At 42.8% G+C, this 21,368-nt stretch carries 22 protein-coding genes; 4 read left to right on the plus strand and 18 right to left on the minus strand.

All coding sequences use genetic code 11. The features are described from left to right. Positions 1–4: 4 nt before the first annotated feature. The 4 genes from CVD19_RS09515 to CVD19_RS09535 all read right to left on the minus strand — a co-directional run bounded on the left by CVD19_RS09515 (position 5) and on the right by CVD19_RS09535 (position 3,517). Positions 5–724: an EAL domain-containing protein gene (locus tag CVD19_RS09515; protein WP_101581599.1), complete on the minus strand. Its 720-nt coding sequence runs from the start codon at positions 722–724 to the stop codon at positions 5–7. Between the two features lie 320 nt (positions 725–1,044). Then, positions 1,045–2,217 carry a diguanylate cyclase gene (locus tag CVD19_RS09520; RefSeq protein WP_101581600.1) on the minus strand — a complete coding sequence of 391 codons (1,173 nt, stop codon included), beginning with the start codon at positions 2,215–2,217 and terminating at the stop codon, positions 1,045–1,047. Positions 2,218–2,546: 329 nt separating this feature from the next. Beyond that, complete coding sequence (locus CVD19_RS09530) at positions 2,547–2,903, minus strand: response regulator (protein ID WP_101581602.1); 357 nt, start codon at positions 2,901–2,903, stop codon at positions 2,547–2,549. Positions 2,904–3,064: 161 nt separating this feature from the next. Beyond that, positions 3,065–3,517, minus strand: coding sequence for a chemotaxis protein CheX (locus CVD19_RS09535; RefSeq protein WP_101581603.1), 453 nt, complete (start codon positions 3,515–3,517; stop codon positions 3,065–3,067). A gap of 774 nt (positions 3,518–4,291) precedes the next feature. On the opposite strand from CVD19_RS09535, the gene CVD19_RS09540 reads away from it, so the two are divergent. Then, positions 4,292–4,966 carry a GGDEF domain-containing protein gene (locus CVD19_RS09540; protein WP_180953565.1) on the plus strand — a complete coding sequence of 225 codons (675 nt, stop codon included), beginning with the start codon at positions 4,292–4,294 and terminating at the stop codon, positions 4,964–4,966. A 128-nt stretch (positions 4,967–5,094) separates the two neighbouring features. Here the strand turns inward: CVD19_RS09540 and CVD19_RS09545 are convergent, their stop codons facing one another. The 3 genes from CVD19_RS09545 to CVD19_RS09555 all read right to left on the minus strand — a co-directional run bounded on the left by CVD19_RS09545 (position 5,095) and on the right by CVD19_RS09555 (position 7,487). Beyond that, positions 5,095–5,949 carry a methyl-accepting chemotaxis protein gene (locus CVD19_RS09545; protein WP_374702875.1) on the minus strand — a complete coding sequence of 285 codons (855 nt, stop codon included), beginning with the start codon at positions 5,947–5,949 and terminating at the stop codon, positions 5,095–5,097. A 190-nt stretch (positions 5,950–6,139) separates the two neighbouring features. Further along, the gene (locus tag CVD19_RS09550) at positions 6,140–6,520 is read right to left on the minus strand and encodes a competence protein ComK (RefSeq protein WP_101581606.1); all 381 of its coding nucleotides are present in this window, start codon (positions 6,518–6,520) and stop codon (positions 6,140–6,142) included. A 139-nt stretch (positions 6,521–6,659) separates the two neighbouring features. Beyond that, the gene (locus CVD19_RS09555; RefSeq protein ID WP_101581607.1) at positions 6,660–7,487 is read right to left on the minus strand and encodes a methyl-accepting chemotaxis protein; all 828 of its coding nucleotides are present in this window, start codon (positions 7,485–7,487) and stop codon (positions 6,660–6,662) included. A 328-nt stretch (positions 7,488–7,815) separates the two neighbouring features. On the opposite strand from CVD19_RS09555, the gene CVD19_RS09560 reads away from it, so the two are divergent. After that, entirely contained in the window at positions 7,816–9,276 is a 1,461-nt protein-coding gene (locus CVD19_RS09560) for an aldehyde dehydrogenase family protein (protein WP_101581608.1), read from the plus strand. Positions 9,277–9,370: 94 nt separating this feature from the next. Further along, the gene (locus tag CVD19_RS24670; protein ID WP_180953566.1) at positions 9,371–9,523 is read left to right on the plus strand and encodes a hypothetical protein; all 153 of its coding nucleotides are present in this window, start codon (positions 9,371–9,373) and stop codon (positions 9,521–9,523) included. Between the two features lie 51 nt (positions 9,524–9,574). Here the strand turns inward: CVD19_RS24670 and CVD19_RS09565 are convergent, their stop codons facing one another. Beyond that, complete coding sequence (locus CVD19_RS09565; protein WP_101581609.1) at positions 9,575–10,165, minus strand: competence protein ComK; 591 nt, start codon at positions 10,163–10,165, stop codon at positions 9,575–9,577. Positions 10,166–10,341: 176 nt separating this feature from the next. Here CVD19_RS09565 and CVD19_RS09570 point away from each other — a divergent pair, with 176 nt between their 5' ends. Continuing rightward, positions 10,342–10,578: an IDEAL domain-containing protein gene (locus CVD19_RS09570; protein ID WP_101581610.1), complete on the plus strand. Its 237-nt coding sequence runs from the start codon at positions 10,342–10,344 to the stop codon at positions 10,576–10,578. A gap of 148 nt (positions 10,579–10,726) precedes the next feature. Here the strand turns inward: CVD19_RS09570 and CVD19_RS09575 are convergent, their stop codons facing one another. The 10 genes from CVD19_RS09575 to CVD19_RS09620 all read right to left on the minus strand — a co-directional run bounded on the left by CVD19_RS09575 (position 10,727) and on the right by CVD19_RS09620 (position 21,332). Beyond that, positions 10,727–12,016, minus strand: coding sequence for a M48 family metallopeptidase (locus CVD19_RS09575; RefSeq protein WP_101581611.1), 1,290 nt, complete (start codon positions 12,014–12,016; stop codon positions 10,727–10,729). 153 nt (positions 12,017–12,169) lie between these two features. Then, positions 12,170–12,478 carry an AzlD domain-containing protein gene (locus tag CVD19_RS09580; RefSeq protein WP_101581612.1) on the minus strand — a complete coding sequence of 103 codons (309 nt, stop codon included), beginning with the start codon at positions 12,476–12,478 and terminating at the stop codon, positions 12,170–12,172. Beyond that, entirely contained in the window at positions 12,471–13,190 is a 720-nt protein-coding gene (locus CVD19_RS09585) for an AzlC family ABC transporter permease (RefSeq protein WP_101581662.1), read from the minus strand. The genes CVD19_RS09580 and CVD19_RS09585 overlap by 8 nt, the downstream gene beginning before the upstream one ends. A gap of 435 nt (positions 13,191–13,625) precedes the next feature. Next, a complete protein-coding gene (locus CVD19_RS09590) occupies positions 13,626–14,420 on the minus strand; it encodes an ABC transporter ATP-binding protein (protein WP_101581613.1) in 795 nt (264 codons plus the stop codon). Then, positions 14,395–15,426 (minus strand): ABC transporter permease, encoded by a 1,032-nt coding sequence (locus tag CVD19_RS09595; RefSeq protein ID WP_101581614.1) that lies wholly within the window; start codon positions 15,424–15,426, stop codon positions 14,395–14,397. The genes CVD19_RS09590 and CVD19_RS09595 overlap by 26 nt, the downstream gene beginning before the upstream one ends. 96 nt (positions 15,427–15,522) lie before the next feature. Further along, positions 15,523–16,521, minus strand: a complete 999-nt coding sequence (locus CVD19_RS09600; RefSeq protein WP_101581615.1) for an ABC transporter substrate-binding protein — start codon at positions 16,519–16,521, stop codon at positions 15,523–15,525. 402 nt (positions 16,522–16,923) lie between these two features. Beyond that, positions 16,924–17,700, minus strand: coding sequence for an enoyl-CoA hydratase-related protein (locus tag CVD19_RS09605; protein WP_101581663.1), 777 nt, complete (start codon positions 17,698–17,700; stop codon positions 16,924–16,926). Positions 17,701–17,810: 110 nt separating this feature from the next. Beyond that, positions 17,811–19,361 (minus strand): fatty acid--CoA ligase family protein, encoded by a 1,551-nt coding sequence (locus CVD19_RS09610; protein WP_101581616.1) that lies wholly within the window; start codon positions 19,359–19,361, stop codon positions 17,811–17,813. A gap of 200 nt (positions 19,362–19,561) precedes the next feature. Beyond that, entirely contained in the window at positions 19,562–20,551 is a 990-nt protein-coding gene (locus CVD19_RS09615) for a lipoate--protein ligase (protein ID WP_101581617.1), read from the minus strand. 46 nt (positions 20,552–20,597) lie between these two features. Further along, positions 20,598–21,332, minus strand: coding sequence for an MBL fold metallo-hydrolase (locus CVD19_RS09620; protein WP_101581618.1), 735 nt, complete (start codon positions 21,330–21,332; stop codon positions 20,598–20,600). Positions 21,333–21,368 lie beyond the last annotated feature (36 nt).

Here is a 21,368-nt window from a genome sequence, read left to right on the forward strand (position 1 = left end):
TGATTCATAACCGGCCCGGCCTTGCTATATAATACCCCTGGAGCAGCGGAACCCCCAGCTCCTTAGCCGTTAATAAGTCCGCATTTGTCTCAATGCCTTCAAGCACTACTTTCATATCTTCGTTTGAAAAAGACAATAAGCGGGCGATATTATTCTGTTTATCCGGTGAGTCAGTCAGCTTCTCGGAACAACTGCGATCAAGCTTAACAAAATCCGGCCCGAACTTCGTGATTTTTTTTAATGTCATTTTAGAAAATGTCATATCATCAAATGCGATTTGGAAACCATTTGTTTTTAAAAGGGATAAACGCTCTGAAAAAATAGCTTTTGCCCAATAGCATTGCTCAATTGCAGCTTCATTGATTTCAAACACGACCCTGCCTGTTATATCCGGATAACTTTCCACCAGCTTTTGGATGAATTCAGGAAACTGCGAATGGATGATAGTTGAAGGAAACACATTTACAAATAATAAATACTTCTGAAAATAAGAATTCGGATATTCTTTCACTGCATTCACTAGAGAAGCAGTGTCAAAATCATACAAATCTCCTGTTTTTCGTGCATTCTCAAAAATCACCAACGGGTTGATTAGTGGTACTGTCCGGATAAAAGCTTCGAACGCAAAAATAGTATCAGTTGCTGGATCCCATAAAGGCTGAAATTCAGTATAAAATAAACGTTCTCTAATCAATTCAGGTATTTTTAAGACAGGTGTGCCCATATTGTATGCTCCTTAATTGAAAATCTTGATGTTGAAAGTGGCCAAATTGCATATTTAACTGTTACGATCAGAATAGGTCTTTCATCCTAGTTATCTCTTTATATGAAATCACAGTCACAGATTGGTGTCCAATGGTCATCAGACAAGAATTGCGGACATTCAACACCGTTTTTCATCATTACAGGATGATCATTAGTTCATTCAAGCAAAAACTGAACATTTTTAAATTTTTTCAAAAAATGCATTGCCAGACTTGATAAAATATAAAAAAACCCAGCAAAATGATTTGCTGAGCTGAAAGTGGGCAGTGTTTAAGTCAATCAAACAATAACATCAAGAAGATCCATGTGGTGGCCGATTACACAGTTTCGGCCTTTTTGTTTTGCTGAATAAAGTGCCTGGTCCGCTTGCCTGATCAGCTCGTTCACAGTAAGAGGGTTGTCCTTGTTGGCAGTGGCATAGCCAATGGAGATTGTAATTTTTAAATGAGTATCGCCGTTGATTCTAAAATCAGTTTGTTCTACCGCCTGCCGAAGCCTTTCCGCAACGGCCCTTGCCGAATGCTCATCAGAAGCGGGCATGATCACACTAAATTCCTCTCCCCCATTGCGGGAAACAACATCCACCGACCTGCATAAAAGTAATAGCAGCTGGCTAATGTGTTTTAGAACCTTATCGCCGGCGGGATGGCCATATGTATCGTTTATTTTCTTAAAGTGGTCGATATCAAGTACCAATAAAGATAAAGGATCATTGCTTTCGGCTGCTTTCATATGTAAAGAATTGATGCAATTATTGAAAGTCCTGACATTGCATAATCCAGTCAAATAATCTCTTTCAGCAAATTTTCTTTGCATTTCATAATTGTGCCGGTTGCGCATGAGGTAAGATTTAAGTACATATGCACCGTATGTACCACATCCGACTGCCACGCCATACTGGATAAATATGATTACAGCCTTCCCTACTTCCGGAATAACTAAATGAAACACCAGGCCAAGCGGAATCAAAAAAGATATCACCATAAAAAACCACTTTTTCTCACTTTTCATTTTCGAAGCACAAATAACTGCAAATGCTATCGCAGATATGGAAAGCACCACGATATTTGTGAAAGATGAAATAGTGACAGGGTACAAGGCAAATCTTGCAATGATCAAAATCGTAGCTGAAGTGACGACTGAAACCCATCCTCCGATGTAGGCTGCAATCATCATAGGGATGACTCTCAAGTCAATCAGAAGACCATTTTGCAGATTAATCCCAAACTGCATCAAAAGAACGCCAAACAACCCATGCAACATTCCGCCATGCAAGTTTCGGTATATTTTTGTCTTTAGATACTTTTTATGGTTATTGCACAGAAGATCAATTAAAAAGATTCCAGTGCATAAGATGCAAAAATTCACGAAAAAATCTTGTAACACTATCATATTAAAATAATACCTCGCCTTGCTGCATACATTAATTTGCAGGCTAATAATGAATACCATCTGGATTCAAGCCTCATGGCCAGTTCACCACACAAACATAATTAGCCACATCATTAAGCAAACCATAATTTTAAAAGACTGTCCAATAGTCTTTAGCATGTTTTTCTGCCGTTTAGCGGGAAAAAGGGATGTTTCAGCACCACATTGTATTATTTCAGGCAAAAAAAGCAATGCAGGGGATTATTTTGATGCCCCGAGTCTCACTGTCAAGCCATTTCTATGATAACAGTACAGATTATTCTTACAATAAATATTCCAACACATTGTGTGCCAACAAGCTTAAGGCAACCAACTGTGCTGGTTGCCTCTGCCCGGTTTTGTCATGCCTGTTAAACGTATTTTTTTAATGCGTCTGCTATTCGGTCCGCTGAGAATGGCTTCACGATAAAGTCCTTTGCACCTGCTTGAATGGCGTCTATAACCATTTGCTGCTGGCCCATGGCTGAACACATCAAAATAATTGCGTCCGGGTCAATTTTTTTTATTTCTTTGACAGCACTCACACCATCCATTTCAGGCATCGTGATATCCATCGTTACAATATCGGGCCGGAGCTCTATGTACTTTTCCACCGCCACTATTCCATTATCGGCGTCGCCGACCACTTCATGGCCTGCCTTCGTAATCATATCTTTTAGCTGCATTCTCATAAATGCCGCATCATCGGTAACCAACACTCGTGCCATAAAATATCAACCTCTCTTCTATAATTTGTATGTTTGTGCATTTAAGGCCACGTTATTTCGGCGTGTAAGTTTTCCAATCAACAGCAACATGAGAATCATAGGGTCTGCCTGAAGCAACAACTCTATATAGTCTCCCATGCTGATGGCTCTCCCGCAGGACTTTAATCAAACAGGACGGAGAGGGATAGCGGCCCTTTTCCATCAAAACTCACAATCACTTCATGTCCAGCCTTGAATCCGGATATCCGGGAATCCCCTTCCATAATGGTGGGGGAAGTGATATCGATACTGATCCCCTGTTCAAAAACTTTTGCACAAAATCCTCCCGAAATCATATTGCCTAGTTCCCCGGCAAAGGACTTCAACATTTCCCCCTCCAGAGGCATTCCGAACATGGATTCTCCAAGAGCACCAAATAATTCGACAGGTCCCTTGAATATTAATTTTCCTTTGAGCTGTCCTGTGATTCCAATTAAAACTCCGAATTGTACATGCAAAGGCCCGTCAACAGTCCGCAATGTTTCTTTTCGGTAAGGAGCAGGGACCACATTGCTTAACGAGGAAAGTACACTTTCCAGAAGGGCAGCTTGCGAAAGGTATTCAGTCGTGATCATTTCAATCTCCCTTTGTTAAATTTTTTTATGTAAAGGGGCTGGACTTTCTATTCCACAATTCAGGAATTGAACTCGGGCCCTTCATAAAATTGAATGGATTTCAGCATGCTTTATAAAAATCATAAACAAAGCGCTAATAGGAAATTATGCCTACTAAAAATAAACCATTTTTTATGATAATTGTAAAATGGGCTTTAAACATATATTTTCATGTTTTGGATACAAATTTTATTGATTCAGACAAGAATTCCATTAGTTTCAAACAAAAAATACAAAAAAAACTAATATCTCAAGTTTTCAAGATAATCCTGGCCCGTTAAACACACTACAAAACTTCTAATTTATCATTTTTTTAGTTACAATCAACTTAGTACAAAATACCTAACACTTACTGTGTAGGAAAGGATGCAAGGGTAGATGCACAGGGATTTTAATAAACTAAAAAGAAAAATGTTTTTAGTAGTATTTCCCGTCTTTAGCATGTCACTAATTCTAAACCAGCTATATTATTATTCTGGCAATGTAAGGCTGCATGTCGAAGACTATTTAAAAGATTTTATCATGTTGTCTTGGTTTATGATTGGCTTTGTTGTGTTAAAATTCAAAGAAAATTGGCTCAGACAAGTTGAACTCATAACGTTGTTCTTGATTTCCATCATTCTCTTTTTATATTTCCATCATGTTTTATTTTACGAAATACCTGAACATTCCTTTTCAGATTCAGGGGGTTTTTTATTTTGGATTCCAGCTCTTTTTATTATGGCTTTTATTATATTGCCTAAGAAAAAGGCACTAATATTCTCCATGTTTATTTATTCAGGAATGTTAGCGGTCACTTTATTTGCTTTTTCTCAACATGCTTATCCACAGTTTGTTAGCAGAATACTGCTGAATTTCTTCATTTCCCTTTGTGTCTTCATCCTCGCATTCTATTTTCTGCAAGAAATTTTTAAGATTTACCTCATAAATCAGGAACTGGAAAAAGCTGCAGGTACAGACCACCTGACAAATTTGCCGAACAGGCGAAAAATAGATGAAATCCTTAAACAGCAGATTCAGCAATCTGATTCAGCAATTTCCATAATCATGTTTGATATTGATCATTTCAAATCAATTAATGACAACTATGGCCATGATGTCGGTGACTCAGTGCTTAAACAGCTTGCATCACTCATAACACGCGATAAAAACGAAAATGAATTTCTTGGAAGATGGGGAGGTGAAGAGTTCATAATAGTGGTCAGCGGAAAAATCAATGCGTTAAACGAGGCAGAAAGAATGAGAATGCTTATAGAATCTCATAATTTTGAGGAAGCAGGATCTATAACAGCAAGTTTTGGAGTGGCTACATTGCAGCCGGAAGACGGAATTGAATCAGTCATAAATCGTGCTGATGCCGCGTTATACCTTTCAAAACAAAGGGGCAGAAACCAGGTTCATGTCCTTTAAATCCTGAAGGAAAAAAGCACCAAAGGGCCGACTGCGCGCGCCACAGTTTTATATAAGAATGTTAAGAATATCATATAAAAAGGCCAACAATTTCACGTTGGCCTTTTTCGGTTTATTTTTTTCGTTTTTTATAATTTATTGGCGAACTGGTTAAGCTTGTTGGACATTGCCTGTATTTCCTGTATAAATGCTGATATATGCTGTACGGAAGCAGCCTGTTCCTGCCCAATAGCAGCTATTTTCTCTATTGAAATCGACATTTGGTGTGTAGCTTCTTTAATTTGGTCCATGGTTTCATTAATTTTTTGAGTTGACGAAACGGTTTCATTCGAGAACTTTTGAATTTCTTTGGCTACAACTTCAAACCCCCTGCCTTTCTCCCCTGCACGGGCCGCTTCTATTGCTGCGTTAAGGCCGAGTAAGTTCGTTTGCGCAGCAACTGTTTTTATGATGGACAGGACTTTGGCAGAGTTATTCACATTTTCCCCAGCTTGTTCAGACTGGATTAGCAGTTTTTGCGAGAAATCAGCAAGTGAATTTGACCCGGAAGCAACGTTAGTAATCTGCTCATTAGCCTGCGATAATGACAGTGAGATTTGATCTGCGATGGCTCTCAATTCACTTTGCCTGCGTATTTGGACCGCAATCCCACCGATCACTCGGCCGCTTTTGTCGTGAAGAGGTGTTGCAGTGCCGGTAAACTCAAAACCGTAGAAATCTGCAGGTACATCAGATTTTAATGGTTGATTCTTCCTAATGGCCAATGTAAGCGGCTCTTCTGCGTTCAATCGCTGTCCTGCCTTAATATTTAAATTTATTGTTTCACCCGGAAAGTAGGCGAGAAATTTTTCCACATCACAAATAGCAATCGATAAATCAGCTGGTACGGATGTTTTTATGATTGGTATTAGTGCAATAAGATTTTCTAAAGAATCAATTTTGTTAAGCATGGCAAATAAAAAATCCCCTTTTCTAAAAATCATTTCTACAATCTAATACTATAGTATCGGTAATATGCAAAAAAATTAAAGCAGATCTGTGTTGTAATCCGAGCATGAAAAAACAGCATGAACTAACTCATGCTGTTTTGGCAGTAAATATTAACTAATTATTAATCCGGCCGAGAGGCATGTCTAGCGCCGCGCCTCACCTAATGGCCCCTGTAAATCTCGTTTATGATGCCCCGGTATGTACGTCGCTTATTTCGGAATAACGGTTTCCCTGGAGGAAATAAAGTGCCTTCCGCTCGGTCTCTTTCAGCCTTTGGATACGCGTGGTCCTCAGCAAGGCAGTCCTTAACAGCTGGTTTTCAAAAGAATTGTATGAAACGGGAATGACAAAGGTCTTTTTGTTTCGGAATGTTACTTGGGTACTATTCGGGCTGAGCCGTTTGTGGCTCAATACGTGTTCGTGGGATACCCAGTAGCATTTTGGATTGAGCGGCGATGTTGTTGGCAGGAAGTAAATTAAATTTGTAGGGTCGACTGATGAGGGGCACTTTGTGGGTGATTCCGGTAAATGTTTGGTGCCCTCTTTCCTGCCTGATTGAGATATGGAGTATAAAAAAGCCTGTTTTTATGAACTATCCCCGCAAAAATCGGCTTCCAAAATAACCTCATTACCACCATAAAGAAGCCAGCAGCTTATGCGCTGGCTTCACTATATTATTTATCGATAAAGGCGGGAACGAATTTTACTTGTCTTTTAATAAGCCACTAATGAAACTATTAAGTGTCTCGTTCAGTTGATTTAACTCTTCAGTAAGCTTAGTAAACATTTCAGCGTTTGCGCTAAGTTCGGTCGATGATTTTTCAATTTCTCCTATACTTTTTGTTACGCCCGTGATTTGTTCCTTCATATCCCCCAAAAAGGTACCAATTTTTTTAGAGGCTTCTCCGCTACTATTGGATAGTTTCCTTATCTCTGTTGCAACCACAGAAAAAGTCTTTCCGTGTTCTCCAGCTCTTGCGGCTTCGATTGAAGCATTAAGCCCAAGCAAATTAGACTGTTGGGACACGCTATCTATAAAAGAAATAACATTATTTATTTCCTGAGTATGCTGAAGCGTAATTTCAGAGGAAGCTGAAATTTCTTGAATCGTAGCCGACAGTTCCTCTGCATGTGCTGTAATCGTACTTGTTTGTTCACCTATAGTAACTGAAATATTATTTAAATTATCAATAATATCTTTAAGGACGTACTCTTTTTCCAAACTAATACCAAAACCTATAGAACCAATCCAATTGTTGTTTTCGTCAAATAAAGGGTAGCCGACTCCTTTAAAGGGTGTGCCATATTCAGGAGGCGTTAAAATCTCCACTTTTTTTAATTGCTTTTTAATTTGGCCGAATAGATCATAATCTAAAAAAGGTTGTCCTTGTTTTATACCTGGATCTAAAAATTTTCCTGGTGAAGCATATATGTATTGTTCTGTATCGGTAATTGCCACGATAAAATCTTCATCTTTCAGTATTTTTGTAAGTATCGGCGCAAGAGACATGGCCATATCCAAGCTATTCATAAGTTACACTCCTTGATGTAGTATATTAGTCATACCTTTTTTATCGACAATACATCTCCTGATGTTAGGCATTTTAAAGATTATTTTGATTCGACTGCCCTGATCCATCAAATAATCCCGTCCAGTGAACTGAACAATCCATAGTCTTTTGACAGCGGGGCTAGTGATAGGCGTCGTTCGATTGTTATAGTTATTTTTAACACAGGACAATAGATCGACTTTTATTAAGAAAAAGACTATAACTATTCGATAAGGATTCTATGTTTATAGATTAGTATAAAAGCCTGCAATCCTGGAGCACCATGAACATCACGATAAGGGGTTTAAAATGAACAAGTTCATCGAAGTAACCAATCAATTTATTGACGGAGAATGGAAAGAAGGAACGAGCAAGAAAAAGGGGACCATTCTCAACCCTTTCAATAACGAGGTCATTGCTGAGGTGGCTTTAGCTTCAAAAGAGGATGTAAACAGCGCATTCTTGATTGCAAACAAAGCACAAAAAGAATGGGAGAAAACATCTGCGGAAGAAAAAATTGCCGTATTACATAGGGCCGCAAAATTTATGGAAGATCATTCAGAAGAGATCGTAGACATAATGGTACAAGAATCGGGAAGCACTGTAGGCAAGGCACAGTTCGAACTTTATGCAACCCTGCAGGCCTTTAAAGAAGCTGCTACATATCCGAAACGCATGGAACCAGTAGTTTCCCCATCTAACGAAACACCTGGCAAAGTCAATCATGTAATTAGAAAACCAATTGGCGTCGTCAGTTCGATCAGTCCTTTTAATTTCTCATTGTTCCTTTCCATCAGAACAATTGTCCCAGCCATTGCTGCGGGTAATGCAGTGGTCCATAAACCAGATTTACAAACAGCCATGTCCGGAGGCACTGTGATCGCGAAAGCATTTGAAGAAGCAGGACTTCCAGCTGGCATCTTTAATTTGATCATTGCCGACATTGCTGAAATTGGCGATGCCATGGTGGATAACCCTGCGGCCAATTTCGTTTCTTTCACAGGTTCCACTGCAGTAGGCCGCCACATCGGTGCTGTTGCCGGCCGGAACTTAAAACGTGTGGCATTAGAATTAGGTGGTAACTCGCCATTCCTAGTGTTAGAAGATGCAGACGTAGACCAGGCTGTAAATGCAGCGGTCTTTGGCAAGTTCCTACACTGCGGACAAATTTGCATGATAGTGAACCGTATTCTAGTACACCGTTCTGTCCATGATGAATTTGTCAAAAAGTTCGTTGCCAAAGCCTCTGGACTGTCTTATGGAAATCCGGCAGACCCTACTGTCGTGATTGGACCGCTCATCAACGAAAGGCAAATTGAGAAAGTGCTCAACTTTGCAAAAATGGCGGAGGATGAGGGCGCAACGGTAGCGTTAAGAGGGAAAAGAGACGGAAACGTCGTCACTCCTTTCGTTTTCACGGATGTGAAGAATAACGGGGGCATTTCCCAATGTGAAATTTTCGGCCCGATCGCAACAATTATTTCTTTTGAAACAGAAGAAGAAGGAATCCGGTTGGCAAACGAAACTGAATATGGATTGAGTGCCGGCATCTTCACCAAAGATTTAGCAAGGGGTGTGGCGGTAGCCCAACAGATCGAAAGTGGCATGGCTCACGTAAATGACCAATCCGTCCACGTAGAAGCCGAGATGCCTTTTGGCGGAGAAAAAGGATCCGGTTTAGGACGTTTTGGAGGCCAGTGGTCACTAGAAGAATTCACAACTGTGCAATGGGTAACTGTACAAGAAGGGAACAAGGTATATCCATTCTAATACAACATGATAACACGTAAAATGGTATAATCCCCTTATAGTGGCAGATAACAAAGAGGTACATTAATCTGTCTACTATGCAGGGGATTTTTCCATGATTCACATTAGAAAGATACGTCCTGAAATTTGTATCAAGGCAGTTATTCAATCCCAGCAGCCGGACAAAGCCCAAGAACCAACTAGGGCATTTTTCCAAATCGTGCGGCACATAGCCGGGCTACTCGGCCAGACAAAAAAAACAGCATGAAAACTAAATCATGCTGTTTTTATTAGCCGGGACGTGCCACGGACGAGGTTGCTAATGGCCCCTGTAAATCTCGTTTATAATGCCCTCGTTATGCACGCCACTTACTTCAGAATACCGGGTCCCCTGAAGAAAATATAGTGCCTTCCTCTCAGTCTCCTTAAGCCTTTGGATAAGCCTGGTCCTCAGCAAGGCAGTCCTTAACAGCTGGTTTTCAAAAGAATTGTATGAAACGGGAATGACAAAGGTCTTTTTGTTTCGGAATGTTACTTGGGTACTGTTCGGGCTGAGCCGTTTGTGGCTCAATACGTGTTCGTGGGATACCCAGTAGCATTTTGGATTGAGCGGCGATGTTGTCGGCAGGAAGTAAATTAAATTTGTAGGGTCGATAATGATGGGCACCTTATGGGTGATCCCGGTAAGCTGTTTCGTCCCTTCTTTCCTGCCTTCATAGCTGGATCCAAAGTACTCGCAGCTCTTCTTGATGATGTCAATTGGTTTAAAAGGTGAGAGGAATTCATCTTCCAATTCAAATATTTGTGAATAGGTTTTGCTGCCGTAAACATATGGAGTAATGAGCATGGTACATGGGTTAATTTCGTACTCTTCAATTAAGCCTTTTGGTCTGTTATTCAATTGTCTCATCTCCTTAAGTATTCCCCCCTATAGTACCATTTCGTATCAACTTTTTAACAAAAAATAACATTTGTTCTAAATTTATTCACAAATTGACACTTTAAATTTTCTAAAAATTATAAATACTTGTTGATTATCATTCGTTAACTCCATATAATATAAAAAAGGGTTAAGAGGTGGGGGCAATGAACGAAAAATCCTATTCAGAGATGATGAAGGCCAGTGTCATGAAACGCGTAAAAGCAAAAGAGACATTTGTTTTGGATTTATATGTAGATATGCTGATTTCTGAAATCCAGCTTAACACCAGGAAAGAACGGCTTCTTACCAAAATTGATAAAGCAATCGATGACCGGGACAAAGTAACTTTTTTATCTCTGACAGAAGAATTGAAGGATCTGAACAGGCTTTACGGAACGTAGGATTTATGTTTAAAACCTTTGCAAAACATGCAAAGGTTTTTTATTGTAGGATAACGTCCATATTCGATTCGGCCACCGGAGACAAATCACAAAGTCTTGTATTCTGACATCAACTTTCACTCCACCACCCCTAACAAAAACAAAGCCCTCACCGGGGCCTTAATTCTTGTTCATTTCTTTTTCTGATTTCGTATTCTTCAAGCCTGGCAATCCGGTCGAGCATGGTCGGGTGCCCGTATCGGAAAATTTTCACCAGTAAAGGAGGGTTAACCTGGCTAAGTCCAGCTTTAGTAAGCACCTGGAACGATGTAATCGCTGCATCCGTGTTTTCGGTCATTTCGATCGCATATTTATCAGCCCGGTTTTCCTGGTAGCGGGAAACTATGTTTGTAAACGGGTCTGAGGCAAACGCGAGCACCGACATAATCATGAGAAACAAAGGAAACGAGCGGATATCACCAACTTCCGGAATCTTCAATTCCTTTCCCCAGCGCGCCACAGCCCAGTTCATCAGCCTGTATGCGATGTAAAGCCCCGCGAGTGATATCAGCAGGTACCCCGCAATACCAATATAGATATGCTTCTCAACGTAATGCGCCATTTCATGAGCCATAATGAATAAGATCTGGTCATCAGTCAGCCGTTGGAGTGTTGTATCCCAGAGCACAATCCGCGCATTTGATCCGATTCCTGTCACATAGGCATTGAGCGCATTTGTTTTTTCAGCCATATTGACCTCAAACACATGCTCTGCCGGTATATTGGCCTGGCCCGCCAGGTCGAGGATCTTCGCTTCCAGCTGCTTGTTTTTTAACGGATAAAAATCATTATAAAGCGGATCAATCACAACTGGCTGCAGAAACATGACGAACAGTGTGAAAGGAATCGACAGCAGCCATGCAAAAACCCACCAGAGCTTTTTGCTCCTGTTCATGAGCCAGTATAAAACGACGATGATTACGAACATCGTCCCAAAACTTACCCAGAAGTCAATTAACTGGTCCTTCATCCATGAAGCAAAGGTCTGGGTTGAAATGTTATACCATTTTGACAGGGTGTAACTGGTGTAGCTAAGCGGCAATGAAATCAGAAATGAGAAGATTGACAGCCAGAAGAGATATATTCCAACCCGGGCAAATTTATTTTTCGCCGAGTTCTCGCTCCACCTTTTCATTGCCCCTGACAGCCCCATCAACAGTATGAGAAAATAAAAAAGCCACTCAAATGGAGTTGATAGGAAAAATATCAGATTCCTTATTTTGGAGTATTCTTCAGTGAGCGCCAGCTCCCTGCCGTTTAGAAAGGTGGCCGGGTCTGCACGTGAGCCTTCGAATTCGAACGGAAGGCTTGTATCTGCAAAATAAAAAAGATACCAGTAAACGGCAAACCCATAAAGCACATAGGCTAAAACCGCATAAAAGCCCATTTTCCTGGCCATGGCCATTCCCCCTTTTTGTACAACCCCTCAATAAGTATTTTAATGCCAATATCAATATTTAGAACTATTACTTATTTTTGCTTATACATCCCTTTTTTATAGAAATGAAGACCCTTCAATAAAAAATAGCCCCCAACAGGGGGCGGAACTATTTTAGAAAAAATAAGAATATGCACTCAATACTGCAATAGACCCGATAACCACCACAATGACATTGGCCCCCATAAACGCAACCGCAAAAGCTGCCGAAGCCCCGATGAGGCCATAGCTGATGTCCCCTTTTTGAATCATCAAAACGGCTGGAAAAATCAATGCGCCCAACGTAGCATACGGCACATTCTTAAGGACGCCCTGAATGAACGGTGGAAGTTCTTTGCCCCTGAACATGACGAACGGAAGCATCCTCGGAAGGTAGGTCACAATAGCCATTCCGATTATCATGATGACGATTTCTCTATTCATCGGCTTTTGTCACCTTCCCTGAATTTTTGACTGTTTCAACCCATTCCACGAGGACAGCCGACAGAAGTGTCGCCGCAACGATCGCCCAGCCTGTAGACATGAGGCCGGCCAGTGTGAAAATGGAATTAAAGGCCGCGGCAATGACAGACAGGAACACGACCTTCACACTTTTCTTCATTGATGGGACCAAAAGCCCGATAAACATCGCATACAGCGCGACAGACATGCTTTCCTGCAATGTCTGGGGCAGCCCGGCTCCAATCAAAAACCCAATTCCCGAATTGATAACCCAGCTTGAGTACGAAATAAATATAAGTCCAAGCATATAGCCTGTCGAGACCGTACCTTCCCGGGTTGCCGCCACTGAAAAAGTCTCATCGGTAATGCCGAACGAATAAAGCATCTTGTGAGCCGCACTGTCTTCTTCCGCCTTCTCATTTAATGAGGCAGACATGAGGAAGTGGCGTATATTCACAATAAAGGTAGTGAGGACAATCTCGAACAACCCGATCCCCTGTGCAAGCAGGCTCAATGATATGTATTGTGAGGCACCTGCAAATACCATCAGGCTCATTAGCACAGTTTCTCCTAACGTCAACCCTGTCGTCTTTGCGAGAAGGCCGAACGTCAGGGCAATCGGCAGGTAGCCAATGCCGATGCTGATGCCGGCCTGCAACCCTTTTTTAAATTCTGATGTCTGTTTGATGGCCATGATATTTTCCACCGCCCGAACTCCTTTCTTTACTCCTGGTCTGCATAAAAATAAATTATGTATTTAACTTAAGAGGATTCGCGAGAGAGACTTTGTAAAAGACAGCTCTCCGCCCTGCTGACCTGATTTTGTCCTTGACAACGCCATATGTAGGCTAATTTCGAACATGGAAGGACCTGCTCCCCTCCTGCTTGCGAAGCAGAACCCACAATTAATTTGAGAGTTTCATATAAAAAAATCAGTTCAGCATATATATTGTCTATAAATTCATCCGCCAGCATGTCTATATTGCTATATAACTCATTTTGCCAGTGACTGGTCTTAAGGCGGACTATATTCTAACAAATACAACTATTTAGTTATTATACATTTGTTTTAAAGTTTATAAAACAACTTAATCTACAGGAAAAAACACATGGACAATACGCCATGTGTTTAAATTAATACCGCTCGGTCACTGTTCATCTTCTGTCCGCGGATGCGCTGGAATTCCGCAAGAAGGCTGTCAACGCTGAGGGCTTTCTTTTCATCTGAACCTGCTTCAAAAATAATCTGGCCCTGATCCATCATGATGAGCCTGTTTCCGAGATCAAGCGCCTGCTGCATGTTATGGGTCACCATCAGGGTTGTCAGGCCGTAATGGGTAACGATTTCCTTCGTAAGCTCTGTGACAAGCTCCGCGCGCGAAGGGTCAAGCGCAGCAGTATGTTCATCAAGCAGAAGGATTTTCGGCTCCGTAAACGTCGCCATCAACAGGGACAAAGCCTGCCTTTCACCGCCTGAAAGCAGCCCGACCTTTGCCTGAAGCCTGTTTTCAAGCCCAAGATGAAGCGATTCAAGCTTTTCCCTGAAAAAATCACGCCGTTTTTTTGTGATTCCCAAGCCCAGGCCCCGGTTTTTCATCCGCGAATATGCAAGTGCCAGGTTTTCCTCAATCGTCATCAATGGAGCGGTGCCTGCCATTGGATCCTGGAATACCCGACCAATCAGTCTGGACCGTTTATGTTCAGGCAAGCTTGTTACCTTCTTGCCGCCGATTACTACTTCGCCATGGTCGGGAATCAGCTTTCCCGAAATAACGCTCATTAATGTCGATTTTCCGGCTCCATTGCTCCCGATGACGGTGACAAAGTCACCAGGCCCTAAATCAAGGCTGAACTGGTCGAGGGCGACCTTCTCATCCGCTGTCCCTTCGTTGAAGGCTTTATATATCTGATTCAACTGCAGCAAGGCTTTGCCCCCTTCCTTCGGCCGCTTTCGATTTTTTCTGGACAATCGATGCGGCTCTTTTTCTCTTTCTTTGTTTTTCCCTTTGGCGGTCGATTATTTTTGGCAAAATTAGCGCACAAACAACAATAATTGCGGTAATCAATTTCATGTCGCCTGTCTCAAGGAATTCGACCCTCAGTGCAAGTGTGACAATGATCCTGTAGAGGATTGCACCGCCAATTACAGCGGCAGTTACCCTTGCAACACTTTTTGACCCAAAAATAGCCTCACCGATAATTACCGACGCAAGGCCGATAACGATCATGCCGATTCCCATGCCTACGTCGCTAGAGCCATTGTACTGGGCAATCAGCGCTCCTGAAAAAGCAACAAGCCCATTTGACAGGCCGAGGCCAAGGATTTTATAAAAATCGGTGTCAGCCGAAAAACTTCGGACCATCGTCTCATTATCACCCGTTGCCCGCAACGCCAGACCGATTTCCGTTTTCAGGAACCAGTCCATCGCGAATTTTACGACAAATGCAAGCAATAACATCACTATCAAAACAGCCCAGGTCTTTGGTACAAACCCGGACAATCCAATACCTGCAAGCATGCTCTGTATTCCGTCATCAATGCCAAGGTTTTTCCAGAATTCTGTGATCTTTGTAATGACCGTCTCTTCTGCAAGCAGGGGTACATTCGGTTTGCCCATAATTCTCAGATTGATGGAATAAAGGGCAATCATCATCAAAATCCCTGACAAAAGCGGGTTTATTTTACCTTTCGTGTGGAGCAGACCGGTAACACAGCCGGCCAAAAAACCGGCCGCCAGTGCGGTAATTGTAGCCAAAATTGGACTGGCACCGCCGACAATCATCACCGCGGCGACAGAAGCGCCTGTGACGAAGCTTCCATCGACGGTCAGGTCAGGAAAATCCAGCACCCTGAAAGATAAATAAACTCCTAAAGCCATGAGCGCGTAAAGGGCGCCCGCCTCTATAGAACTAAAAATAGCTATAGGCATGGTAAACATTCCTTTCTCGCAAACTGCCAATTGTTTTTGGCAGCTTTGGTTGGGCGTCCGGTCGAGTGACAATCCGGAACACGCTGACTTGCATTTTTATTCAACAAATTCTGCACTGCTGCCCCAGTCGTCTTTGATTTCGATATCCATTTCCTTGGCTGCTTTTTTATTAATTAATAGCTTGAGTTTTTGCGGGTACTGGACTGGCAGTTCTGACGGTTTTTTCTCGCCTTTTAAAATCTGGACAGCCATCTGGCCGGCTTCAAAGCCTATGTCCCCGTAATCAAAGCCGTAGCCGGCGAATCCGCCTTTTTTGACAGAATCCAATTCTCCTACAAACAACGGAATATCATTATCGTTTGCAACCTGGATCACAGATTCGAGGGCGCTCACGACGGTATTGTCAGTGATGATATAAATGGAGTCAGCTTTCCCGATGAGCGATTCTGCCGCCTGTTTTACGTCGGCTGACGTGGCAACTGTCGCCTCTTCCAGCTTCAGGTCTGTATTCTTCATTGCTTTTTTTACAAGGTCAATCTGGGCGACCGAGTTTTGCTCACCAGCATTATAGATGACGCCGACATTTTTGCCGTCGAAATTCTTTGAAATAAACTCAACCATTTTTGGAATGGCATCAGGATGAGTATCAGTTGTCCCGGTCACATTTCCCCCCGGTTCTTCCATCGACTTTACAAGGCCAGCACCAAGTGGATCCGTTACAGATGTGAACACGATCGGAATATCCTTGGTGGCGTTCAACGCTCCGAGTGTACTCGGCGTTGAATTCGCGAAGATTAAATCGACGTTGTCCGCAGCGAAATTGCTCCCTATCGTCTGGGTATTGCTTGGTTCACCCTGGGCATTCTGTTCATCAAATTCAACTTTAAGCCCTGATTCTTCCAATGCTTTCTTAAACCCCTCAGTAGCTGCATTCAACGATGGATGTTCGACAATCTGTGTGACTCCTACTTTAAAAGTTTTTTCCCCGCCTGACGATTTGCTGCTTGTACCATCTGACTTGTCAGTGCCGCATCCACTTAACAGAAGTGCTCCGGCAAATCCAACGGCTGCCATCGCTTTGAATCCTTTTAGCATCCTATTTCCCCCATATCATTCTTTATGTCATATTTTGTCCTTTTTTGCTTCAACGCTTTTATGCTTTTATTCACTAAATTATAATATCCTATTCAGCTAGTAATCAAGTGTTTTCTGCTTTATTTTCCGAAGACAATGAAAAACTTAATCTATGTTGTTATTTTAAAGGAAAATATATACTAAAATTCAAAAATAAAACAGAAGTTACTGGGAATATAAAAAAGTTACCGGGATTATATTTTGAGTTACCGGGATTAAATGTGCAGTTACTGGGATTATCCATGTTTATCGCATTAATTGGACCTTCATTTTTTCACCGCGATTTAGTATGGAACAAATGACCAGGCAAAATGGTTTACTTTGACCTTAAAAACAAATTAAAAACACGGCACCTGCCGTGTCTCATTTTCCCTTGAAGACAGGCTTCCTTTTTTCACTGAAGGCTTGAAGGGCTTCCAGCCGGTCTTCCGTCGGTATCGTAATTTCATATGCCTTCCGCTCAATGTGCAGTCCGGTCTGCAGGTCCGCATTCAGTCCCTGTTTTACGGCAAATTTGGCTTGCTGGAGAGCAATCGGCCCGTTATTCAGCATCTCTGATGCCAGATTGGCGCATGCCTCCATTAATTCCCCTTTTTCTGTGACCTTGTTCAGAAGCTGGTATGCAAGTGCCTCCTCAGCTGTTATTTTCCGGGCTGTCAGGATCAGCTCCAGCGCTCTTGCCTGGCCTATCAGCCTGGCCAGCCTCTGGGTCCCTCCTGCCCCCGGAATGATGGCAAGGCCTGTCTCGGTCAGTCCCATCAACGTCCCTCTGCCTGATACCCTGAAGTCGCAGGCCAGCGCCAGTTCCATACCGCCGCCAAATGCATAGCCGTTTATCGCGGCGATTGTCGGCTGTGGCAGGTTATCGATCGCTGTAAATACTTCGCCGATTTTATAAATATTGCGCTTTACCTCTTCTTCCGACAGGCTCTTCCGTTCTTTGAGGTCGGCACCAACGCTAAAAGCCTTGTCTCCTGCCCCGGTAAATATGACCACCCTGGCTTCTTGGGATACCCTGATCAATTCAACTGTCTGCTGCAGTTCTGCCAGTGTATCGTAGTTAAAGGCATTCATGGCTTCAGGCCTGTTCAATGTGACCACACCAATCTGCCCTTTTACTTCGTATAATATGTTCTTCACCTTAAAACCCCTTTCAGGATTCGTTATCATTCCCTTTGTCCCAAACCTTCCAGAATCCTTATTTATTAACAAAAAGGCAGGCAATAAGCCTGCCTTTCTGCTGCCGTTGATTAATTAGATTGGAGAACCTTCTCCTTCAGTGCCCTTCTTAAAATCTTCCCGGTCGTATTTTTGGGGAGCTCGTCGATGAACTCAATTGAGGCCGGGACTTTATATTTGGCAAGATGCTCGCTGCAATAAGCCAGGAGCTGTTCCTCTGTCAATTCCGGATTTTTGCTGACTACGTAGCTTCGCACCGCTTCGCCAAAGTTCGGGTCAGGAACACCGAGAACGGCCACTTCGACAACGTCAGGATGGTTATAGAGAACTTCTTCCACTTCACGCGGATAAACATTATATCCGCCTACAATAATTAAATCCTTTTTCCGGTCGACGATATAGAAATACCCTTCATCATCCGTCGAGGCCAGATCCCCAGTGTAAAGCCAGCCGTCCTTTATCGTTGCCGCCGTTTCTTCCGGCATTTTGTAATACCCCTTCATCACATTCGGGCCCCTGACGATAAGCTCGCCGACTTCACCAGGAGGCAATTCTTCCCCCAGTTCATTGACGACTTTATTTTCCACATGGATGATGGATGTTCCAATCGATCCGGGCTTGCGGGGACGGTCCAGTGGATTGAAGCAAGTTACAGGGGACGCTTCCGATAATCCATATCCCTCTGAAACGACAACATTGAATTTCTTCTCAAAATTTTTCAGCAGCGCTACTGGCATGGACGCACCGCCTGATATACAGAGACGCAGCGACTTGAGATCTTGCGGGTCGCCTTCAGGATGCTGAAGCAGGAAGTTATACATTGTTGGAACGCCAGCAAAAAGTGTCGGTTCATATTTTTTTGCAATCCTGAAAATTTCCTTCGGACTGAATTTCGGAACGATCAGCAATGTGCCCCCGCTCATTAACGGGGCATTGAGTGATACCGTCAGGCAAAAGACGTGGAACATTGGCAGTGCTGTGATGACCCGGTCCTCTTCGTTGATTTTTAAGTAGTCGCTCACATCGATGGCATTGCTGTAAAGGTTGCGGTGGGTGAGCATGGCGCCTTTTGGCCTTCCCGTCGTACCCGATGTGTACAGAATGACCGCAGTATCATCCTCTTTTAGCTCTGGTCCCTGGAAATGCAGGTCTCCTGCGGCGATAACATCTGCAAACGTTTTCAATTTAGGGTAAATCGATAGTGCCGTAATGTGTTGGGTCTGGCCTTGCCCCGACTCGCAAATGATGAAATTTTCTACCTTTGGAAGATGGTGGTGCATCTTTTCTGCAAGAGGGACGAGCAAATCAAGTCCGATTACGGCCTTTACATCCCCATTATTCAATATATAGCCAATTTCATCCGCCGTGTAAATCGGATTGACCGGAATGACCGTGGCCCCAAGACGGAGTGCCCCATAAAGCCCGATGACAAAATGAGGGGAATTTCCCAGCAGAAGTGCGATATGATCCCCTTGTTTTACCCCTAATTTTTCAAGGCCTGAAGCAAATTTAGTGACTGCCCCGTCCAGTTCAGCGTAAGTAGTAACCTGGTCCTCGAAATAATAGGCTGGTTTTGCGCCCAGCTTTCTGGCAGTTTGGTGAAGCTGTGATGATAGATTCATTAATCAGTTTCCCCCTTAGTGCTTTGATTAAATTTCTTATCCGATACCCCTTGTTGCAACCAAACCATGTGCAAGCGTTGTCTAGTTGTAGTTAAAATTTTCTAAATATATTATATTGCAAGAAAGTAATCGCTTTCAAGGAAATTCCTCTGATTGGCACCGCAAAAAAACACGATGCCAGCAGACACCGTGTGAAGTTGCTAATAGATCAAGTTAATAAAGTCATCCAGTGATATATTTCCGAAATAATGCTTGATGTTGATATCCTTTAAAGCATTGGCTATTTCCGATTTTTCATATTTTATGCCTTTTAGCTTTGCTTCAATATCCCCTACATCACCGACCCCAAAGAAATCTCCATAAATTTTGCTGTTCTCGATAACCCCTTTGTTGACATCGAGCCTGACGTCAATTTGTCCGACAGGGAAGCGGTGTGAATGCTGCAGGTTGAACTTTGGCGATTTGCCATAGTTCCAGTCCCAGTTCTGGTACCTTTCCCTGGAAAGCTGGTGGATGTTTTCCCAATCCTGTTCTGTCAGTTCATATTCAGGAATCTCTTCTGATCCGGCAAAAATATTTTTTAAGAGGAGGCTCCTGAATTCACCGATGGTCACTTTTTCACTTAAAAATTCTGAAATATTGGCGACCCTGCTCCGAATCGATTTAATGCCTTTTGATTCGATTTTATCTTTCTTGACGTTCAGCGCGGACACGACACTTTCGATTTCTGAATCAAACAAGAGGGTTCCATGGCTGAACATTCGTCCCCTTGTTGAAAACTGTGCATTGCCCGATATTTTTCTGCCGCCTGCAACGATGTCATTTCTTCCGCTGAGCTCTGCCTCTACACCCAGCTTATGCAGTGCCTGTATCACCGGCTCGGTGAATTTTTTAAAATTATGGAAGCTTTCACCGTCATCCTTTGTAATGAAACTAAAGTTCAAATTGCCTAAATCGTGATAAACCGCCCCGCCGCCTGACAGCCTGCGGACAACATGGATGCCATTGTTTTCGACATACTCGGTATTGATTTCTTCGATTGTATTCTGGTTCTTGCCGATGATGATGGACGGTTCATTGATATAGAACAGCAAATAGGACTCATTTATGTCCAAACTTTTTAATGCATATTCTTCAATCGCCAGGTTTATCCTGGGGTCGGTGATTCCTTTGTTATCAATAAACAGCATGTTCCTTACTCCTTATCCAGCTGTCGCATTTACAGCAAGTATATTTTCAAACCATGATTGTAAGGCCTTCATGTGCCAAAGAAACCTGTCCTTTATATTCGCGGGATGCTTCACTGACAAGCTGGTCCAGTTCTCCATAATGCGGCAAATGGGTCAGCACCAACTGGCCCACTCCAGCTCTTTCCGCCAGATTCCCTGCATCAAAGCTGTTCATATGGCCTGCACCTTCCCCATCCTGGCCTCCATAGAAATTACATTCGCACAACAGCACATCCGCTCCCGCTGCAAATGGAATGAATTCCGGTTTAAAAGAGGTGTCCGCGGTATAAATAAGTGTTTTTCCAGCTGCCTCAATTTTCATGGCAAAGCACGGTACGGGATGGACAGCGGGCAGAAAGCTGATGTTAAACGGTCCCGCCTGAAGCATTTTTGCAGGATCATAGGCGATTCCCTCTGTAATTTCTTTGTATGTAAGCTTTGAGAATTCCTGCTCGTCCAAAGGATGGCCGTAGATTGGCAATGTTGGTGTTTTTTTGCCCAAGAAACCTTGAGTGAGGCGTGCGTGCTGTAACACGCCAATATCCGCAATATGGTCAGCGTGGTAATGCGATAGTATTACCGCATCCAGCTCTTCCGGCTGCAAGAAATTTTGAAGCCTGGACAGCACTCCGCTCCCGCAATCAATCAGCAAATGGAAGCTTTCATGCTCAAGCAAATAACCAGTACTGGCTTCATTCATTTTCGGGTAGCCTCCCCAGCAGCCAACGACTGTTAATTTCAAATGGATTCCTCCTGTTCATGCAAATGCTTCAATAAC

Origin of the sequence: Bacillus sp. T33-2 (assembly GCF_002860205.1) — a bacterium.
Lineage (GTDB): Bacteria > Bacillota > Bacilli > Bacillales > Cytobacillaceae > T33-2.